This is a genomic window from Hydrogenophaga atypica (assembly GCF_042665215.1).
Taxonomy (GTDB): domain Bacteria; phylum Pseudomonadota; class Gammaproteobacteria; order Burkholderiales; family Burkholderiaceae_C; genus Hydrogenophaga; species Hydrogenophaga defluvii_A.
On record NZ_JBHTCA010000005.1, the window covers coordinates 311,807 to 329,096 of the forward strand.

At 64.7% G+C, this 17,290-nt stretch carries 20 protein-coding genes; 16 read left to right on the forward strand and 4 right to left on the reverse strand.

Features of this window, described 5'->3' with window-relative positions; all coding sequences use genetic code 11:
• Positions 1-69: 69 nt before the first annotated feature.
• Positions 70-555 (forward strand): glutathione peroxidase, encoded by a 486-nt coding sequence (locus ACFQPB_RS10400; protein ID WP_382222728.1) that lies wholly within the window; start codon positions 70-72, stop codon positions 553-555.
• A gap of 5 nt (positions 556-560) precedes the next feature.
• Here the strand turns inward: ACFQPB_RS10400 and ACFQPB_RS10405 are convergent, their stop codons facing one another.
• Positions 561-1,466 (reverse strand): LysR substrate-binding domain-containing protein, encoded by a 906-nt coding sequence (locus tag ACFQPB_RS10405; protein ID WP_382222729.1) that lies wholly within the window; start codon positions 1,464-1,466, stop codon positions 561-563.
• 129 nt (positions 1,467-1,595) lie between these two features.
• Here ACFQPB_RS10405 and ACFQPB_RS10410 point away from each other — a divergent pair, with 129 nt between their 5' ends.
• From ACFQPB_RS10410 to ACFQPB_RS10435, 6 genes are all read left to right on the forward strand, one after another.
• Positions 1,596-2,792, forward strand: coding sequence for an acyl-CoA dehydrogenase (locus ACFQPB_RS10410; RefSeq protein WP_382222731.1), 1,197 nt, complete (start codon positions 1,596-1,598; stop codon positions 2,790-2,792).
• A gap of 78 nt (positions 2,793-2,870) precedes the next feature.
• Entirely contained in the window at positions 2,871-4,100 is a 1,230-nt protein-coding gene (locus tag ACFQPB_RS10415; RefSeq protein WP_382222732.1) for a CaiB/BaiF CoA transferase family protein, read from the forward strand.
• 82 nt (positions 4,101-4,182) lie between these two features.
• Positions 4,183-5,289 carry an S-(hydroxymethyl)glutathione dehydrogenase/class III alcohol dehydrogenase gene (locus tag ACFQPB_RS10420; RefSeq protein WP_382222735.1) on the forward strand — a complete coding sequence of 369 codons (1,107 nt, stop codon included), beginning with the start codon at positions 4,183-4,185 and terminating at the stop codon, positions 5,287-5,289.
• 89 nt (positions 5,290-5,378) lie between these two features.
• Positions 5,379-6,239, forward strand: coding sequence for an S-formylglutathione hydrolase (fghA, locus tag ACFQPB_RS10425; protein WP_382222738.1), 861 nt, complete (start codon positions 5,379-5,381; stop codon positions 6,237-6,239).
• A gap of 134 nt (positions 6,240-6,373) precedes the next feature.
• The gene (locus ACFQPB_RS10430; RefSeq protein ID WP_382222741.1) at positions 6,374-6,661 is read left to right on the forward strand and encodes a DUF6506 family protein; all 288 of its coding nucleotides are present in this window, start codon (positions 6,374-6,376) and stop codon (positions 6,659-6,661) included.
• A 41-nt stretch (positions 6,662-6,702) separates the two neighbouring features.
• Positions 6,703-6,999, forward strand: a complete 297-nt coding sequence (locus tag ACFQPB_RS10435) for a cupin domain-containing protein (protein WP_382222744.1) — start codon at positions 6,703-6,705, stop codon at positions 6,997-6,999.
• Positions 7,000-7,065: 66 nt separating this feature from the next.
• On the opposite strand, the gene glcF is transcribed toward ACFQPB_RS10435, so the two are convergent.
• The 3 genes from glcF to ACFQPB_RS10450 form a co-directional block, all read right to left on the reverse strand.
• A complete protein-coding gene (gene glcF, locus ACFQPB_RS10440) occupies positions 7,066-8,304 on the reverse strand; it encodes a glycolate oxidase subunit GlcF (protein WP_382222747.1) in 1,239 nt (412 codons plus the stop codon).
• Between the two features lie 2 nt (positions 8,305-8,306).
• Positions 8,307-9,449, reverse strand: a complete 1,143-nt coding sequence (glcE, locus tag ACFQPB_RS10445; RefSeq protein WP_382222750.1) for a glycolate oxidase subunit GlcE — start codon at positions 9,447-9,449, stop codon at positions 8,307-8,309.
• 68 nt (positions 9,450-9,517) lie between these two features.
• Positions 9,518-9,742 carry a hypothetical protein gene (locus ACFQPB_RS10450; RefSeq protein WP_382222753.1) on the reverse strand — a complete coding sequence of 75 codons (225 nt, stop codon included), beginning with the start codon at positions 9,740-9,742 and terminating at the stop codon, positions 9,518-9,520.
• A 62-nt stretch (positions 9,743-9,804) separates the two neighbouring features.
• On the opposite strand from ACFQPB_RS10450, the gene ACFQPB_RS10455 reads away from it, so the two are divergent.
• The 9 genes from ACFQPB_RS10455 to ACFQPB_RS10495 form a co-directional block, all read left to right on the forward strand.
• Positions 9,805-10,233, forward strand: a complete 429-nt coding sequence (locus tag ACFQPB_RS10455; protein ID WP_382222756.1) for a CopD family protein — start codon at positions 9,805-9,807, stop codon at positions 10,231-10,233.
• Between the two features lie 5 nt (positions 10,234-10,238).
• Entirely contained in the window at positions 10,239-11,354 is a 1,116-nt protein-coding gene (locus tag ACFQPB_RS10460; RefSeq protein ID WP_382222759.1) for a VanZ family protein, read from the forward strand.
• Positions 11,355-11,363: 9 nt separating this feature from the next.
• Positions 11,364-11,717 carry a (2Fe-2S) ferredoxin domain-containing protein gene (locus ACFQPB_RS10465; RefSeq protein ID WP_382222763.1) on the forward strand — a complete coding sequence of 118 codons (354 nt, stop codon included), beginning with the start codon at positions 11,364-11,366 and terminating at the stop codon, positions 11,715-11,717.
• Complete coding sequence (locus ACFQPB_RS10470; protein ID WP_382222766.1) at positions 11,714-12,334, forward strand: alpha/beta hydrolase; 621 nt, start codon at positions 11,714-11,716, stop codon at positions 12,332-12,334. The genes ACFQPB_RS10465 and ACFQPB_RS10470 overlap by 4 nt, the downstream gene beginning before the upstream one ends.
• Positions 12,335-12,446: 112 nt before the next feature.
• The gene (locus ACFQPB_RS10475) at positions 12,447-13,592 is read left to right on the forward strand and encodes a D-alanyl-D-alanine carboxypeptidase family protein (protein ID WP_382222789.1); all 1,146 of its coding nucleotides are present in this window, start codon (positions 12,447-12,449) and stop codon (positions 13,590-13,592) included.
• 135 nt (positions 13,593-13,727) lie between these two features.
• A complete protein-coding gene (gene rpsL, locus ACFQPB_RS10480; RefSeq protein ID WP_305334118.1) occupies positions 13,728-14,105 on the forward strand; it encodes a 30S ribosomal protein S12 in 378 nt (125 codons plus the stop codon).
• 156 nt (positions 14,106-14,261) lie between these two features.
• On the forward strand, positions 14,262-14,732 hold the full coding sequence (rpsG, locus tag ACFQPB_RS10485) for a 30S ribosomal protein S7 (RefSeq protein ID WP_382202674.1): 471 nt from the start codon (positions 14,262-14,264) through the stop codon (positions 14,730-14,732).
• Positions 14,733-14,829: 97 nt separating this feature from the next.
• Positions 14,830-16,932, forward strand: coding sequence for an elongation factor G (gene fusA, locus ACFQPB_RS10490; protein WP_382222770.1), 2,103 nt, complete (start codon positions 14,830-14,832; stop codon positions 16,930-16,932).
• A gap of 141 nt (positions 16,933-17,073) precedes the next feature.
• Positions 17,074-17,290: GTP-binding protein (locus ACFQPB_RS10495; protein ID WP_382222773.1), on the forward strand; the 217-nt coding region annotated here is incomplete at its 3' end.

Consider the following 17,290-nt stretch of genomic DNA (forward strand, 5'->3'; position numbering starts at 1 on the left):
CCGCCCGGCGCCGGCGCAGGGTTATGGCGTGCGGCCTATCATGGGGCGCTGTTCCACCGGAGCCCCACCATGCCGTCCATTTACGACTTCGAAGCCGAATCCATCAACGGCCAACCCGTGCCCTTGGCCCAGTACCAAGGCAAGGTGATGCTGATCGTCAACACCGCCAGCGCTTGTGGGTTCACGCCGCAATTTGCCGGGCTGGAAAAGCTGCACCAGGATTACGGCCCGCAAGGCCTGGTGGTGCTGGGATTTCCCTGCAACCAATTTGGCAGCCAGGACCCAGGTGCCAACGACGAGATCGCCAGCTTTTGCCAAGTGAACTATGGGGTCGATTTCCCCATGATGGCCAAGATCGACGTCAATGGGGCCGGCGCTCACCCCTTGTACCAGTGGCTCACCGCCGAGGCGCGGGGCTTGCTCGGCAGCAAGGCCATCAAATGGAACTTCACCAAATTCCTGGTGGGCAAGGACGGGCGGGTGATCAAACGCTACGCGCCGCAGGACGCGCCCGCCTCTTTGGCCAAGGACATTGCCGCCGCGTTGGCGGCGTGAGGGTTTCAGGCAGCGGCCTGTGCCTCTGCCACCAGCCAGGCCCGCAACAGCCCCACCGCGATCGGTTCCTCGGCCAGCTCGGGGGTCACAAACCAATAGCGCCGGCCGCTGGCAAATGGGCGGTCGCAGGCCACCACCAGCTCGCCACGCGCCAACTCGTCTTGCACCAGCAGGCGCGGCACCAGTGCAACCCCCAAGCCGTGTGCCGCCGCCGCGGCGGTGAGCGAAAACAGTTCGTGCCGTGGACCGGCCAGGGCCAGGGGGGCGTCCACGCCATTCGCCTCGAACCACTGGCGCCACGCGTCGGGCCGGGTGCTCTGTTGCAGCAGGGGCAGTTGAGCCACATCGGCCGCTTGCAACTTCTGGCGCCCTGCCAGCAAGGCCGGACCGCAGACCGGGACCACCACTTCGGGCAGCAGCTCCGTGGCGTGGGTACCGGCCCAGTTGGCCACTTGCTCGGGTGTGCCGGCGTACAGGGCGGCGTCCCGCTCCGAGTCGGCAAACAGGAAGGCGCGCGTGCTGGTTTCGAGGTGCACGACGATTTCCGGGTGCTGCTGCGCCAGTGCGGGCAGGCGTGGCATGAGCCATCGGGTGGCAAAGGTCGGCACGGCAGACAGGTGCACCGCTCGGCTCTGGCCGAAGCGGGCCATGGCGTCCAGGGTGTCGCGCTCCAGCGCGTCGAGGCGGCGCGCCACCTGCTGGGCGTAGTCGGCACCACTGGGCGTGAGCAGCACGCCATGGCGCGTGCGCTGGAACAACTGCACATTCAGGAATGACTCCAGCTGCGCAATCTGGCGTGAGACGGCGCTTTGTGTGAGCGCCAGTTCCTGTGCCGCGCGGGTGTAGCTCTGATGGCGCGCCGCCGATTCAAAGCACTGCAGGGCCTGGGTGGAAGGGATCTTGCGACGCATGGGTCGATTGTGCTTAAAAATGCGCTAATCGCATATCTGGGTGCAAAACAATCGTTTGCCACCGGGGGCGGGCGGGCCTACGATGTGCCCACTCCCCCATCCACACAACCGCTTTCAAGGAGACCCACCATGGCCCACAACACCTTCCAATGGGACGATCCGTTTCTGCTGGACCAGCAGCTGACCGAAGACGAGCGCATGATCCGCGATGCGGCTTATGAATACTGCCAGGGCAAGCTGTTGCCCCGCGTGCAGGACATGTTCCGCCATGAAAAGAGCGACATCAGCATCTTCCGCGAGATGGGCGAGCTGGGCCTGCTGGGCCCCACCATTCCCACGCAGTACGGTGGCGCCGGCTTGAACTACGTGAGCTACGGCCTGGTGGCGCGTGAGATCGAGCGCGTGGACTCGGGCTACCGCTCCATGGCTTCGGTGCAGTCGTCCCTGGTGATGGTGCCCATCAACGAATTCGGTTCTGAAGCACAAAAGCAGAAGTACCTGCCCAAGCTGGCCTCGGGCGAGTTCATCGGCTGCTTCGGCCTGACCGAACCCGACCACGGCTCCGACCCCGGCAGCATGGCGACCCGCGCCTACAAGGTGGACGGCGGCTACAAGCTCAAGGGCAGCAAGATGTGGATCACCAACAGCCCGGTGGCCGACGTGTTTGTGGTGTGGGCCAAGGAAGTGTCCGAAGGCGGCGCCGTTGGCCCCATCCGTGGTTTTGTGCTCGAAAAGGGCATGAAGGGCCTGACCGCACCAGCCATCCATGGCAAGGTGGGTTTGCGCGCCTCCATCACTGGTGAGATCGTGATGGACGACGTGTTCTGCCCCGAAGAAAACGCCTTCCCCGAAGTGCAAGGCCTCAAAGGCCCCTTCACCTGCCTGAACAGCGCGCGCTTCGGCATCGCCTGGGGTGTCATGGGTGCCGCCGAGTTCTGCTGGCACATGGCCCGCCAGTACACGCTGGACCGCAAGCAGTTTGGCCGCCCCCTGGCCGCCAACCAGCTGATCCAGAAGAAGCTGGCCGACATGCAGACCGAAATCACCCTGGGCCTGCAAGCCGCCTTGCGCGTGGGTCGCATGAAGGACGAGCACCAGAACGTGGTGGAAATCACCTCGCTCATCAAGCGCAACAACTGCGGCAAGTCGCTGGACATCGCTCGCCTGGCGCGCGACATGATGGGTGGCAACGGCATTTCCGACGAGTTCGGCGTGGCGCGCCACCTGGTGAACCTGGAGGTGGTGAACACCTACGAAGGCACCCACGACATCCACGCGCTCATTTTGGGTCGCGCCCAAACGGGCATCGCCGCATTTGCGAACTGATCGTTCACTGAATCGCTGAAACCAGGCGCCCTGTCTCCTCGCTGGAGCCAGGGCGTTGTCCATTTGTTGAGAACCTCCATGACCACCTCCCCAGGCGCTCTGTCCCATCTCAAAGTCCTCGATCTCTCCCGCGTGCTCGCGGGCCCCTGGTGCACCCAGATCCTGGCCGATCTCGGCGCCGATGTGGTCAAGGTCGAAAAGCCCGGCGAGGGCGACGACACACGCAAGTGGGGCCCGCCCTTCGTCAAAGACGCGGCCGGCAACAACACCGAACACGCCAGCTACTACACAGCGGCCAACCGCAACAAACGCTCGGTCACCATCGACATGGCCAAGCCCGAAGGCCAGGCGCTGATCCGCCAGATGGCCGCGCAGGCCGACGTGCTGGTGGAGAACTTCAAGGTCGGTGGCCTCAAAAAATACGGGCTGGACTACGCCAGCCTCCAGGCCGTGAACCCGCGCCTGATTTACTGCTCGGTCACCGGCTTCGGCCAGACCGGCCCCCACGCCGAGCGCGCCGGCTACGACCTCATGATCCAGGCCACCAGCGGCATGATGAGCATCACCGGCCGCCCGGACGACGTGCCCGGTGGCGGCCCGCAGCGTGTGGGCGTGGCGCTGACCGACATCTTCACCGGCGTCTACTCGGCCACCGCCATCCTGGCCGCGATCGAAACCCGCCATCGCACCGGCACCGGCCAGCACATCGACATGGCCCTGCTTGATGTGGGCATGGCCATCCTGGCCAACCAGGCCGCGTCATATCTGAACGCCGGCATCGTGCCGCAGCGCCAGGGCAACAGCCACCCCAGCCTGGCGCCCTACCAAGACTTTCCCACGGCCGATGGTTCCATGCTGCTGGCCATTGGCAACGACGGCCAATTCGCCCGCTTCTGCACCGCTGCCGGCCACCCCGAATGGGCGCAAGACCCGCGTTACGCCAGCAACACCTTGCGCGTGCAACACCGCGAGGTGCTGATCCCGGCCATGGCCGAAGTGACCCGCACCCGCAGCACCGCCGAGTGGATTGCGCTGCTGGAAGACAAGGCGGTGCCCTGTGGCCCCATCAACGACATTGGTCAGGCCTTTGCCGATGAGCAGGTGCAAGCGCGTGGCCTGGCGATTGCGCAGCAGCGCGAGGACGGCCTGGCCATACGCAGCGTGGCCAGCCCCATCCGCCTGGGCGACTACCCCGCGCAACTGCGCCACGCGCCGCCCACGCTGGGGCAGCACACCGACGAGGTGCTGGCCGAGCTGGGGCTGGATGCGGCGCGCATCGCCGCGCTCAAACAAGGCGGCGTGGTCTGACGGGTTGATCGCCAGCGGCGAGCGGGCGAGCGAGAGCGCTGCCTACAATGGGCTTCATCATTTTTGAAGATGGATTCCCCCCATGAAAACCCAAGCTGCCGTTGCCTGGAAAGCAGGTGCCCCGCTGACGATTGAAACCGTGGACCTGCAAGGTCCCAAGTTCGGTGAAGTGCTGGTCGAGATCAAGGCCACCGGCATCTGCCACACCGACTACTACACCTTGAGCGGCGCCGACCCCGAAGGCCTGTTCCCCGCCATCCTGGGCCACGAAGGCGCGGGCATCGTGGTGGACGTGGGCCCGGGCGTGACCACCCTCAAGAAGGGCGACCACGTCATCCCCCTCTACACCCCCGAATGCCGCCAGTGCAAGTTCTGCCTGAGCCGCAAAACCAACCTGTGCCAGCTCATACGCGGCACACAAGGCAAAGGCCTGATGCCCGACGCCAGCAGCCGCTTCAGCATTGATGGCCAGCCCATCCTGCATTACATGGGCACCAGCACCTTCAGCAACCACACGGTGGTGCCCGAGATCGCCCTGGCCAAGATCCGCGAGGACGCGCCGTTTGACAAAGTCTGCTACATCGGCTGTGGCGTCACCACCGGCATCGGTGCGGTGATCTTCACCGCCAAGGTGGAAGCGGGCGCCAACGTGGTGGTGTTTGGCCTGGGCGGCATCGGCCTGAACGTGATCCAGGGCGCCAAGATGGTGGGGGCCGACAAGATCATCGGTGTGGACCTGAACCCCGCACGCGAAGCCATGGCGCGCAAGTTCGGCATGACGCACTTCATCAACCCCAAAGAGCACGCCAACCTGGTGGACGCCATCGTTCAGCTCACCGACGGCGGCGCCGACTACAGCTTTGAGTGCATCGGCAACACCAAGGTGATGCGCGACGCGCTGGAATGCACGCACAAGGGCTGGGGCCGCAGCATCATCATCGGCGTGGCGGAGGCGGGTGCCGAGATCAGCACGCGCCCGTTCCAGTTGGTGACGGGGCGCAAGTGGGAGGGCTCGGCCTTTGGGGGTGCGCGCGGGCGCACCGACGTGCCCAAGATCGTGGACTGGTACATGGACGGCAAGATCAACATCGACGACCTGATCACCCACAAGCTGCCGCTGTCGCGCATCAACGAGGGCTTTGACCTGATGAAGGCCGGCGAGTCCATCCGCACCGTTGTCGAGTTCTGAAATGAAACTGCCCCCACGCTCATCGCTTCGCGTATCGCTGCCCCCCAGGGGGAAGCGTCAGTGCCTTCGGGCGGCCGGGCGGCACTGACATGTCGCTGGACAACCTGGAACTGATCAGCGAACACGCCTGCTTCGGTGGCGTGCAGCGCTTCTACAAACACAGCTCGGCCGAAATTGGCTTGCCCATGCGCTTTGGGCTGTTCCTGCCGCCGCAGGCGCTGGCCGGGCAAGCCACGCCGCTGCTCACCTACCTGGCCGGCCTGACCTGCACCGAAGAAACCTTCGCCATCAAGGCCGGCGCACAACGCCAGGCGGCCGAACTGGGCCTGGCCATCCTCACGCCCGACACCAGCCCGCGCGGTGCCGGCATCACCGGTGAAGACCACCACTGGGAATTTGGTGTGGGCGCCGGCTTTTACCTGGACGCCACCGAAATGCCCTGGTCCGGTCACTGGTGCATGGAAAGCTACATCGTCAAGGAACTGCTGCCCGGCGTGACAGCGCAGTTTGGTCTGGACGGTCAGCGCCTGGGCCTGTTCGGCCACTCCATGGGCGGTCACGGCGCGCTCACGTTGGCCCTGCGCCACCCCGGCGTGTTCAAGAGCGTGTCCGCCTTCGCGCCAATCTCCGCGCCCACGCAATGCCCGTGGGGGCACAACGCCTTCACCGGCTACCTGGGGCAGGACGAAAGCACTTGGCTCGCGCACGACGCCAGCGCGCTGATGGCGCAGCAGACGTCAGCACCCTACGCCAACGGCATCCTCATCGACCAAGGCCTGGCCGACAAATTCCTGGTGGAACAACTCAAGCCCGAGCTGTTCGAAGCCGCGTGCGCCCAGGCGGGCCAGCCGCTCACGCTGCGCCGCCACGCCGGCTACGACCACGGTTATTACTTCATCCAGACCTTCATGGCCGACCACCTTCGGCACCACGCCGAGCGGCTGGCCTGAATCAGGCCAGCGCCGACTGAAAGCGCCCAGTGGGTTCTTGCAAAACTTGACGAAGCGTGTGCGTGCTGCGCTGGCTGTCCCTTGTAGGATGGGCGGCCTGTTTCAGGCAGGCAATCATTCAGGGAGACACTCACATGGCGCTGACCAAGTTCGGATTTATCGTTACCGGCGACCGGTTCGTCCAGTACCAGGGGACAGACAATTTTTCCATGAAGGTGGTGGGCGTGCGCGAGCCAAGTGAAGGTATCGCGGCCGCGAAAGACATGGTCGCGGAGGGCATTCAACTCATCGAGTTGTGCGGCGGTTTCAGCCCCGTTTGGGCAGGCAAGGTGATCGAGGCCATCGACTACAAGGTGCCAGTAGGTGTGGTCGCCTATGGTCAGGAATCCATTGATGCCATGTACAGGTTGTTTGCGCAGTGAAAAGCGCAAGCGCGCTCGTGCCACCGCCCGACGCCCCGACGATGAACACGGTGAATATCGCCCGGGAAGCTCTTGCGCTTCCCTCTTCCTGGCAGTCCAAAATCATTGGCAAGGCTGGTGGCGCAAACGTCAAGGTTTTGCGGATGGACGCTTCCTCATATCCAAGCGAAGTGCACGACTTTGTGGAGGCTTTGCTTGTGCTGGAGGGTCACATGAACCTCGATATCGACGGGCAAATCGTTTGTGTGCAAGCGGGTGAGGTGTTCATGGTTCCCGCTGGGCAGCCTCATGCAGTGGCTGCGGGCAGCTGTGGGACTTTGGTCATTGTCGATCAGTGATCAGGTCACGTGCGCAACTGGCCAGTCGTCTACGAGCTTCGCTTGTCTGGAGGCGACTGCTGGTCATCACGAAAGGCTTGAGGGCGAAGGTGATATCGCTGCGTCCAGCACCTCCACCCAATGCCGCACCGGCGTGTTGGTGCCGCTTTGCAGGTGGGTGATGCAGCCGATGTTGGCGCTGACGATGGTGCTGGCCTGCAACTCGCCCAGGTGGCCGAGCTTGCGGTCGCGCAGGGTGTAGCTGATCTCGGGATTGAGCACCGAGTAGGTGCCGGCGGAGCCGCAGCACAGGTGGGGCTCAACGCGGCTGACTTGGATGTCAAAGCCCAGGGCGCCCAGGTGCTGTTCCACGCCGCCTTTGAGTTGTTGGCCGTGCTGCAGCGTGCAGGGCGGGTGGAAGGCGAGTTTGGCGCTGGCCTTCACCTTGCCTTGCAGCGCGGGCACCAGTTCGGGTAACAGCTCGCTCAGGTCTTTTGTCAGTTCGCTGATGCGCGCGGCCTTGGCTGCCCATTCGGGCTCGTCTTGCAGGATGTGGCCGTATTCCTTGACCGTGACACCACAACCAGAGGCGTTCATCACGATGGCCTCAACCTCCGCTTCGACGTGTGGCCACCAGGCGGCGATGTTGGCGCGCATCTGGGCTTTGCCGCCGTCCTGGTCGTTGAGGTGGAACTTGACCGCGCCACAGCAGCCGGCTTGGCCTTCGACGATGGTCTGGATGCCGGCAGCGTCCAGCACGCGGGCGGTGGCGCTGTTGATGTTGGGCATCATGGCCGGCTGCACACAACCGGACAGCATCAATACCTTGCGCGTGTGCTGGCGGGTGGGCCAGGCGCCAGCGTCCTGCCGAGCGGGCACCTTGTTCTTGAGTGATGCCGGCAGCAGCGGGCGCACCAGTTGCCCCAGCTTCATGGCCGGGCCAAACAGCGGCGAGGGCAGGCCTTCTTTCAGCAGCCAGCGCACGGCCTTTTCACCGGCCGGGCGTGGCACCTTGGCGTCGACGATCTTGCGGCCGATGTCCACCAGGTGGCCGTAGTCCACGCCGCTGGGGCAGGTGGATTCGCAGTTGCGGCAGGTCAGGCAGCGGTCCAGGTGTTGCTGGGTGGCGCGGGTGGGTGTGGCGCCTTCGAGCACCTGCTTCATCAAATAGATGCGTCCGCGCGGGCCGTCCAGTTCGTCGCCCAGCAACTGGTAAGTGGGGCATGTGGCGGTGCAGAAGCCGCAGTGCACACATTTGCGCAGGATGGCTTCGGCGGCTTGGCCGTCGGGCGTGCCTTTGAACTCGGGGGAGAGGTTGGTTTGCATGCTCAGGCCAGCTTTCCTGCGTTGAAGATGCCAGCCGGGTCGAAGGCTTCGCGCAGGCGCTGTTCGATCTGGGCCAGGGGGCCGGTGGTGGGTGTGCGGCGTGGCACGCCGGCTGGCAGGCCGTTGATGGGCGGGCGGAACAGCGTGGCATGGCCGCCCGCGCGGGCGGCGGCGGCGCGCAGGCGCTCGGCCGCATCCACGGGCGCCCAGAGCCAACGCTGGCCACCGTGCCATTCGATGAACTGCGACCACGGCAGCTCCAGCGCGGGCGCGGACGGTGCCACGCTCAGGCGCCACAGGGCCGCGTCGGGTGCGGGCGCGGTGAAGAAGGGCAGGCGCTGGTCGCGGCAATCGGCCCAGTCGGTGCCGGCCTGGGTGTTGTCCATGCGCTGACCCGGCACGTCGTTCAACATGCGGGCACAAGCCGATTCCACGGCGGCCACGGCACCGCGCAGGCGTACGAACAGCAGGTCTTTGGGCGGTGAGGCGGTGTCATCGTGCACCCAGCAACTGGCGTTCATTGGTAGCGGCAGGCCGCCCCAGCGCTGCAACTGCGCCAGGGCTGGGGCCTGTGGCAGTTCAAACACCAGCGTGGCTTCGGCGGGCGCCACCGGCAGCACCTTGAGCGAAACCTCGACGATCAGGCACAGCGTGCCCCAGCTGCCAGCCAGAAGGCGGCTGACGTCATAGCCCGCCACGTTTTTCATGACCTGGCCGCCGTAGGTGAGCAACTCACCCCGGCCGTTGAGCACCTGCACGCCGAGCACATAGTCGCGCACGGCGCCCACGCTGGCGCGCGCCGGGCCGCTCAGGCCGGCGGCCACCATGCCGCCCACGGTGGCGCCGGGGCCGAAGTGGGGCGGCTCGAAGGGCAGGCACTGACCGTGTTGAGCCAGCAAGGCTTCAATCTCGGCCAGAGGCGTGCCGGCCAGGGCGGTGATGACCAGTTCGGTGGGTTCGTAGGCCACCACGCCGCTGAGGTCGCGCGTGTCCAGCACGGCAGCACTGGCGGCAAGGTCGTGTGTGGCCGCGCTGTGGAAGGCTTTGGTGTCGCCACCGCGCACGCGCAGGGGCGTGCGGCTGACTGACGCAGACAGCACCGACTCGACGAGCGGGGCCAGGGCGGGATGGGTGGCAGCTTGCATGGCCGCAATGGTAGCGACCGTGCCCTTTGTTGGGGCTTGATATTTTTTGTGCCCCCGCGCGCGGGATTTCAGCTCGCGTGGCCGAGGCAGGCGCCGGCGTTGGGCCGGCCACGGCATTCGCGTTTGAGGCGTTTGGCGCGGGTGGCGGCGCTCTCCTCGGAGCTGCTGGGCACGATCTTCACGCTGCCGGTGCGCTGGCGGGGTTTGTCCTCGGCTTTGACCTGGCGGGCCTGGGCGGTGGACACAAGCAGGGCCAGGCCAAGCAGCCAGGCCAGTTCAGTGGCGTGTTTCATGTTCTCTCCCTGATCGAAGCGCCATGGTAGATCGGGTGCCACGGCTTGGCTACACTGCCCCGATGCTTTGGGTCAAATCCTTTCACATCGTTTTTGTGGCCAGCTGGTTTGCCGGCCTGTTCTACTTGCCGCGCATCTTTGTCAATCTGGCCATGGTGCCACCCGAGAGCGTGGCCGAGCGCGAGCGCCTGTTGGTCATGGCGCGCAAGCTGCTGCGCTTCTCCACCCTGCTGGCGGTGCCGGCGCTGGGCTTGGGCTTGTGGCTGTGGCTGGGCTATGGCATCGGCATGGGGCCGGGCAATGGCTGGATGCACGCCAAGCTGCTGATCGTGTTGCTGGTGGTGGGCTACCACCACCTGTGTGCACGCATGCTCAAGGGGTTTGTGGCCGGCCAAGACCGCCGCAGCCACGTCTGGTACCGCTGGTTCAACGAGGCGCCCGTGCTGATGCTGGTGGCCGCCGTGGTGCTGGTGGTGGTCAAGCCCTTCTGACGGCCATGCCAAGCGACCGCCACGACGGTCAGCACAGCTTTGCGCTGCTGCTGGCGCTGTGGTACGTGGCCTTGGTGGTGTACGCCAGCCTCTACCCTTTCCACAGTTGGCGCGACCAAGGGGTGTCGCCGTGGGACTACCTGTGGGCGCCCTGGCCGCGGTACTGGACGCTCAAGGACGTGCTGGCCAACCTGGCCGGGTACATGCCGCTGGGTTTTCTGATCACCTGGGCGGCTTGGCGGCGTGGCGCGCGGGTGTTGGCCTTGCTGGCAGGCGCGCTGCTGCCGGCGCTGTTGTCCCTGGGCCTGGAGGCTGTGCAAAGCTACCTGCCCCAGCGTGTACCGTCCAACGTGGACTGGCTGCTCAATGCCGCGGGCGCCTTGTTGGGGGCGGTGTTGGCCCTGATGCTGGGGCACGGGGGCGCCATCGCACGCTGGAGCGATTTCCGCCAGCGTGTGTTTGTGCCGGATTCGCGTGGTGCCCTGGTGTTGCTGGCCTTGTGGCCACCGGCGCTTTTGTACCCCTCGTCCCTGCCGTTTGGCTTGGGGCAGGTGTGGCAGCGGGTCGAGGTGTGGCTGGGTGAAACCTTGGTGGACACGCCGTTTGCCGCCTGGCTGCCGGCCCAGCCACCGGCCCTGAGCGAGCTCAGCGCGCTGGGCACCGCCGTGTGTGTGGCGTTCAGCCTGTTGGTGCCTTGCCTGCTGGGCTACGCCGTGTTGGCCACGCTGCGGCAGCGTCTGTGGTATTGGCTGTTTTTTTGTGTGGGCGCCTTTGGGGTGGGAGGCGTGTCGGCCGGGCTCACCTACGGCCCCGCGCACGCCTGGGCCTGGTTGGTGCCACAGGTGGTGGCCGGCGGCGTGGCGGCGGCCCTGCTGGCCTTGCTGGCGCTGGGTTTGCCCCGGCGCACCTGTGCGGTGTTGATGCTGTTGGCGTTGGCGTTTTCGCTGGGCTTGCTCAACCAGGCGCCCGACAGCCCCTATCTGGACCAGTCACTGCAGCTGTGGGAGCAAAGCCGCTACAGCCACTTTCATGGGCTCAGCCAGTGGTTGGGCTGGCTCTGGCCCTACCTGGCGTTGGCTTACGGCGTGGTCTTGGCTTCTCGGCGTGGGCGCCCTCACTAAAATGCGTGGATGTCCGATGCCGCATCCACCCTGCCTGGTTCCTACTACCAGCGCCACATTTTTTTCTGTCTGAACCAACGCGACAACGGCGAAGCCTGCTGCGCCGACCACAACGCCCAAAAAGCCTTTGACCGCTGCAAGGCCCAGGTCAAGGCGCAGGGCCTGGCCGGCCCCGGCAAGGTGCGGGTCAACAAGGCCGGTTGCCTGGACCGCTGCGCCGGTGGCCCCATCGCTGTGGTTTACCCCGAAGCCACCTGGTACACCTTTGTGGACGAGGCCGACATCGACGAGATCGTCAGCTCGCACCTGCGCGATGGCGTGGTGGTCGAACGGCTGCGCACGCCCCACGACGTCGGTCGATGAACGCCCAGACCGAGAAGCTGCTGATTCCTGGCGCCGCTGGCGCCATCGAGGTGGCGCGCGACGTGGCGCCCGAGGCGCGCGGCGTGGCCCTCATCGCCCACCCGCACCCGCTGTTTGGCGGCACCATGGACAACAAGGTGGTGCAGACCCTGGCGCGTGCCTTCGTTCAATGTGGCTGGAGCACCTTGCGTTTCAACTTCCGTGGCGTGGGCCAGAGCGCGGGTGTGCACGACGAGGGCCGGGGCGAAGCGGCCGACCTGCAGCAGGTGGTCGAGCAGCTCGCGCCGCAGGGCCCGCTGTGCCTGGCCGGCTTTTCCTTCGGTGCTTTTGTCACCTCCCACGCGGTGGCGGCGCTGGCGCCGCAGCGCGACATCCACAAGATCGCCCTCATTGGCACGGCGGCCAGCCGTTTCAATGTGTTGCCCATCGCGGCGGAACTCCACGAGCGCACCCTGGTCGTTCATGGCGAGGCCGACGACACCGTGCCGCTGGCCTCGGTGATGGACTGGGCGCGGCCCCAGGTGTTGCCGGTGACGGTGGTGCCCGGCGGCGGCCATTTTTTTCATGGTCAGCTGCCCCTGCTGCGTTCGCTGGTGGTGCGCCACCTGCGGGCCTGAGCCGGGCGCGGTCTGGCCTTCATTTTTTGTTTTCTGAGGATTCCCTGTGTTGCGTTTTTCTGATTCGTCGGCGGCCACCTCGTGGCGTACCGTTCGCCAGGCCACGTTCGCTCTGAGTTTGGGCCTGGCGGCGCTGGGCGCCAGCGCCCAGGCCCTGACGCCGCCCGAAGTGGCCGCGCGCGCCTACCTGCTGCTGGACGTGACCAGTCAGCAGGTGCTGGCCGCCAAGGACGCCGATGTGCAGGTGGAGCCCGCGTCTCTTACCAAGCTGATGACCGCCTATCTGGTGTTCGACGCTCTCAAGGCCAAAAAAATCAGCCTGACCCAGACCTTTGGTGTCAGCGAACGCGCCTGGAAGATGCCGGGCTCGCGCATGTTCATCGACCCCAAGATGATGGTGCCGGTGGAAGACCTGATCAAAGGCATGATCGTGCAGTCGGGCAACGACGCCACCGTGGCCCTGGCCGAGGGGGTGGCCGGTTCGGTGGAGCGGTTTGTGCAGCTCATGAACGAGCAGGCCAAGGCGCTGGGCATGGCCAACACCAGCTACAAAAACGTGGAGGGTCTGACCGAAGCCGGGCACACCACCACCGCGCGCGACTTGGCCACCTTGTCCACGCGGCTGATGCGCGACTTTCCGGACTACGTGCCCTACTACGCCATCCAGCGCTACCGCTACCCGGGCACGCCCGCGGCCAACGACACCAACCGCAACCTGCTGTTGTTCCGTGATCCCAGCGTGGACGGCCTGAAAACCGGCCACACCAACGCGGCCGGCTATTGCCTCGTGGCCACCGCTCGCCGCAACTTCCCCGCCCTGGGCGAGGGCGCTGCCGGCCAACGCCGCCTGATCAGCGTGGTGTTGGGGGCTGCGAGCGAAAACGCCCGCGCGGCCGAAAGCCAGAAGCTGTTGAACTGGGGTTTTTCGGCCTACGAGGCGGTGCGCCTGTTTGCGCCCGGCCAGCCGGCCGTGACGCCGGCTGTGTGGAAAGGCAAGGCCCCGACCGTTGGCTTGGGGGTGCCCGAGGGCATTGTGGTGAGCGTGCCGGCCGGTGAGGGCGCCAAGCTCAAGACCGAGGTGGTGCGCCCCGACCCGCTGGTGGCGCCGCTGCAAAAGGGCCAAAAGCTGGGCTCGCTCAAGGTCAGCACCGGTGGTGGCGTGGCCGTCACCGAAGTGCCCCTCACGGTGCTGGAGACGGTGGAAGAGGCCGGCGTTCTGGGCCGGGCGTGGGACGCCATACGCCTCTGGATCAAGTAAATCTGGGTTTTGTGTGCCCGCAGTGGCGCGGCTGGCTTGCGCCGCTTGGCACCCCGTGCTACATTAGCGGGCTTTTCGAAAATTTTCGAAGGGCTTTTCGTTTTCGCTTTTTTCAAACGTTTAGGGACGTTTCCAATGCCAACCATCAATCAACTCGTGCGCCACGGCCGGGAGGTCGAAAAGACCAAATCCAAGAGCCCGGCCATGGAGAACTCTCCTCAGCGTCGTGGTGTGTGCACCCGTGTGTACACCACGACCCCCAAGAAGCCCAACTCCGCTCTGCGTAAGGTCGCCAAGGTGCGCCTGACCAACGGTTTTGAGGTCATTTCCTACATCGGCGGTGAAGGCCACAACCTGCAAGAGCACAGCGTCGTGCTGGTGCGCGGCGGTCGTGTGAAGGACTTGCCTGGTGTGCGTTACCACATCGTTCGTGGCTCGCTGGACTTGCAAGGCGTGAAAGACCGCAAGCAGTCGCGCTCCAAGTACGGTGCCAAGCGTCCCAAGGCGAAGTAATTCGGCTTGTTGTTCGGTGTTCGGCCGGCCGGCAAGCCGTGTTGAGCGTAGTGACCCCAAAGCGCCATGTCGGCGTCGGGTCGAGTAAGTGAAAACCTGGCTGGGTTTTCGCGGTGTCTGAAAAGACGCCAACTGAAGCAAATTTGAGGTGTAAACATGCCACGTCGTCGCGAAGTCCCTAAACGTGAAATCCTGCCGGATCCCAAGTTCGGCAACGTCGAGCTCTCCAAGTTCATGAACGTGATCATGGAAGGCGGCAAGAAGGCCGTCGCCGAGCGCATCATCTACGGTGCCCTGGAGCAGATCGAGAAGAAAACCGGCAAAGACCCGCTGGAAGCCTTCACCACCGCCATCAACAACGTCAAGCCCATGGTGGAAGTCAAGTCCCGCCGCGTGGGTGGTGCCAACTACCAGGTGCCCGTTGAGGTGCGCCCCGTCCGCCGCCTGGCCCTGTCCATGCGTTGGATCAAGGAAGCCGCCCGCAAGCGCGGCGAGAAGTCCATGGCCCTGCGCCTGGCCAACGAGCTGATCGAGGCCAACGAAGGCCGTGGCGGCGCCATGAAGAAGCGTGACGAAGTGCACCGCATGGCCGAAGCCAACAAGGCGTTCAGCCACTTCCGCTTCTGATTCACGCGGGTTTCATCTTTACCCGCTAGCCTCTCAGAAGCGAGCCCGCCACCCCAATCGGGGAGCGGGCTTTAATGCATCAATTTGGAGAATTTTCATGGCACGCACTACGCCCCTGGAGCGGTACCGCAATATCGGTATTTCCGCCCACATCGACGCCGGTAAAACCACCACCACCGAGCGCATCCTGTTCTACACCGGTGTGAACCACAAGATCGGTGAAGTGCACGACGGCGCGGCCACCATGGACTGGATGGAGCAGGAACAAGAGCGCGGCATCACCATCACGTCCGCTGCCACCACCTGCTTCTGGAAGGGCATGGACCGCTCGTTCGAAGAGCACCGCTTCAACATCATTGACACCCCCGGCCACGTGGACTTCACCATCGAGGTGGAGCGTTCCATGCGCGTGCTGGACGGCGCCTGCATGGTGTACTGCGCCGTGGGTGGCGTGCAGCCCCAGTCGGAAACCGTCTGGCGCCAGGCCAACAAGTACAAGGTGCCGCGTCTGGCCTTTGTGAACAAGATGGACCGCACCGGTGCCAACTTCTTCAAGGTTTACGAAGGCATGAAGCTGCGCCTGAAGGCCAACCCCGTGCCCATCGTGATCCCCATCGGCGCCGAAGACAACTTCGTCGGCGTGGTTGATCTGCGCAAGATGAAGGCCATCATCTGGGACGAAGCTTCCCAGGGCATGAAGTTCACCTTCGAAGACATCCCCGCCAACCTGGTCGAGCAGGCCAAGGAATGGCGCGAGAAGATGGTCGAGGCGGCTGCCGAGGCGTCTGAAGAGCTGATGAACAAGTACCTGGAAGAAGGTGACCTGACTGAAGCCGAAATCACGGCCGGTCTGCGCGCCCGCACCCTGGCGTGCGAAATCCAGCCCATGCTGTGTGGCACCGCGTTCAAGAACAAGGGTGTGCAGCGCATGCTCGACGCCGTGATCGAGCTGCTGCCTTCGCCTGTGGACATCCCGCCCGTGGGCGGCACGACCGAAGACGAAGAGCCGACCTCGCGCAAGGCCGACGACGAAGAGAAGCTGTCCGCTCTGGCGTTCAAGCTGATGACCGACCCGTTTGTGGGTCAGCTCACCTTCGTGCGTGTGTACTCCGGCGTGCTCAAAAAGGGCGACACCGTGTACAACGCGGTCAAAGGCAAGAAGGAGCGCATTGGCCGTATCGTGCAGATGCACGCCAACAACCGCCAGGAAGTCGAAGAAATTCGCGCCGGCGACATCGCTGCTTGCGTGGGTCTGAAGGACGTCACCACCGGTGAAACCCTGTGCGATCCGTCCGCCATCATCACCCTGGAGCGCATGGTGTTCCCTGAGCCCGTGATCGCACAGGCCGTGGAACCCAAGACCAAGGCCGACCAGGAAAAGATGGGCATCGCGCTGAGCCGCCTGGCGGCCGAAGATCCGTCCTTCCGCGTGCGCACCGACGAAGAATCGGGTCAGACCATCATCGCCGGCATGGGCGAGCTGCACCTGGAAATCATCGTCGACCGCATGAAGCGCGAATTCGGTGTGGAAGCCAACGTGGGCAAACCGCAGGTGGCTTACCGCGAAACCATCCGTGGCACGGTGGATGCTGCCGAAGGCAAGTTCGTGCGCCAGTCCGGTGGTAAGGGCCAGTACGGTCACGTTGTGCTCAAGATCGAGCCGCAAGAACCTGGCAAGGGCTTCGAGTTCGTGGACGCCATCAAGGGCGGTGTGGTGCCGCGCGAGTTCATCCCCGCAGTGGAAAAGGGCGTGATCGAAGCGCTGACCACCGGCGTGTTGGCTGGCTACCCCGTGGTGGACGTCAAGGTCACCCTGCACTTCGGTTCGTACCACGACGTGGACTCGAACGAACTGGCGTTCAAGATGGCCGCCATCTTCGGCTTCAAGGAAGGTTGCAAGAAGGCCCAGCCGGTCATTCTGGAACCCATGATGGCCGTGGAAGTGGAAACGCCGGAAGACTACGCCGGCACGGTGATGGGCGACCTGTCCAGCCGCCGTGGCATGGTGCAGGGCATGGAAGACATGATCGGTGGCGGCAAGGCCATCAAGGCCGAAGTACCGCTGTCGGAAATGTTCGGCTACTCCACCTCGCTGCGCTCGGCCACGCAAGGCCGCGCCACCTACACGATGGAGTTCAAACACTACTCCGAAGCGCCCCGCAACGTGTCGGAAGCCATCATGGCTGCCCGCGCGAAGTAAAGCCTCTCCCCGCGCCTTGTCTGGCGCGGGATCCTTTTTGTCTTCGACGCCGCTGCTGCGGTCGGCAGATTGCCCGTGATCTGCCAGGGTCGGAGACGTTAAACCCACACGGGCATTGTTCTTTTTACTGAGGTAATCGAAATGGCAAAAGAGAAATTCGAGCGGACCAAGCCGCACGTGAACGTCGGCACCATCGGTCACGTTGACCATGGCAAGACCACCCTGACCGCAGCCATCACCACCGTGCTGGCAGCCAAGTTCGGTGGCGCGGCCAAGGCCTACGACCAGATCGACGCGGCTCCGGAAGAAAAGGCCCGTGGCATCACCATCAACACCGCCCACGTTGAGTACGAAACGG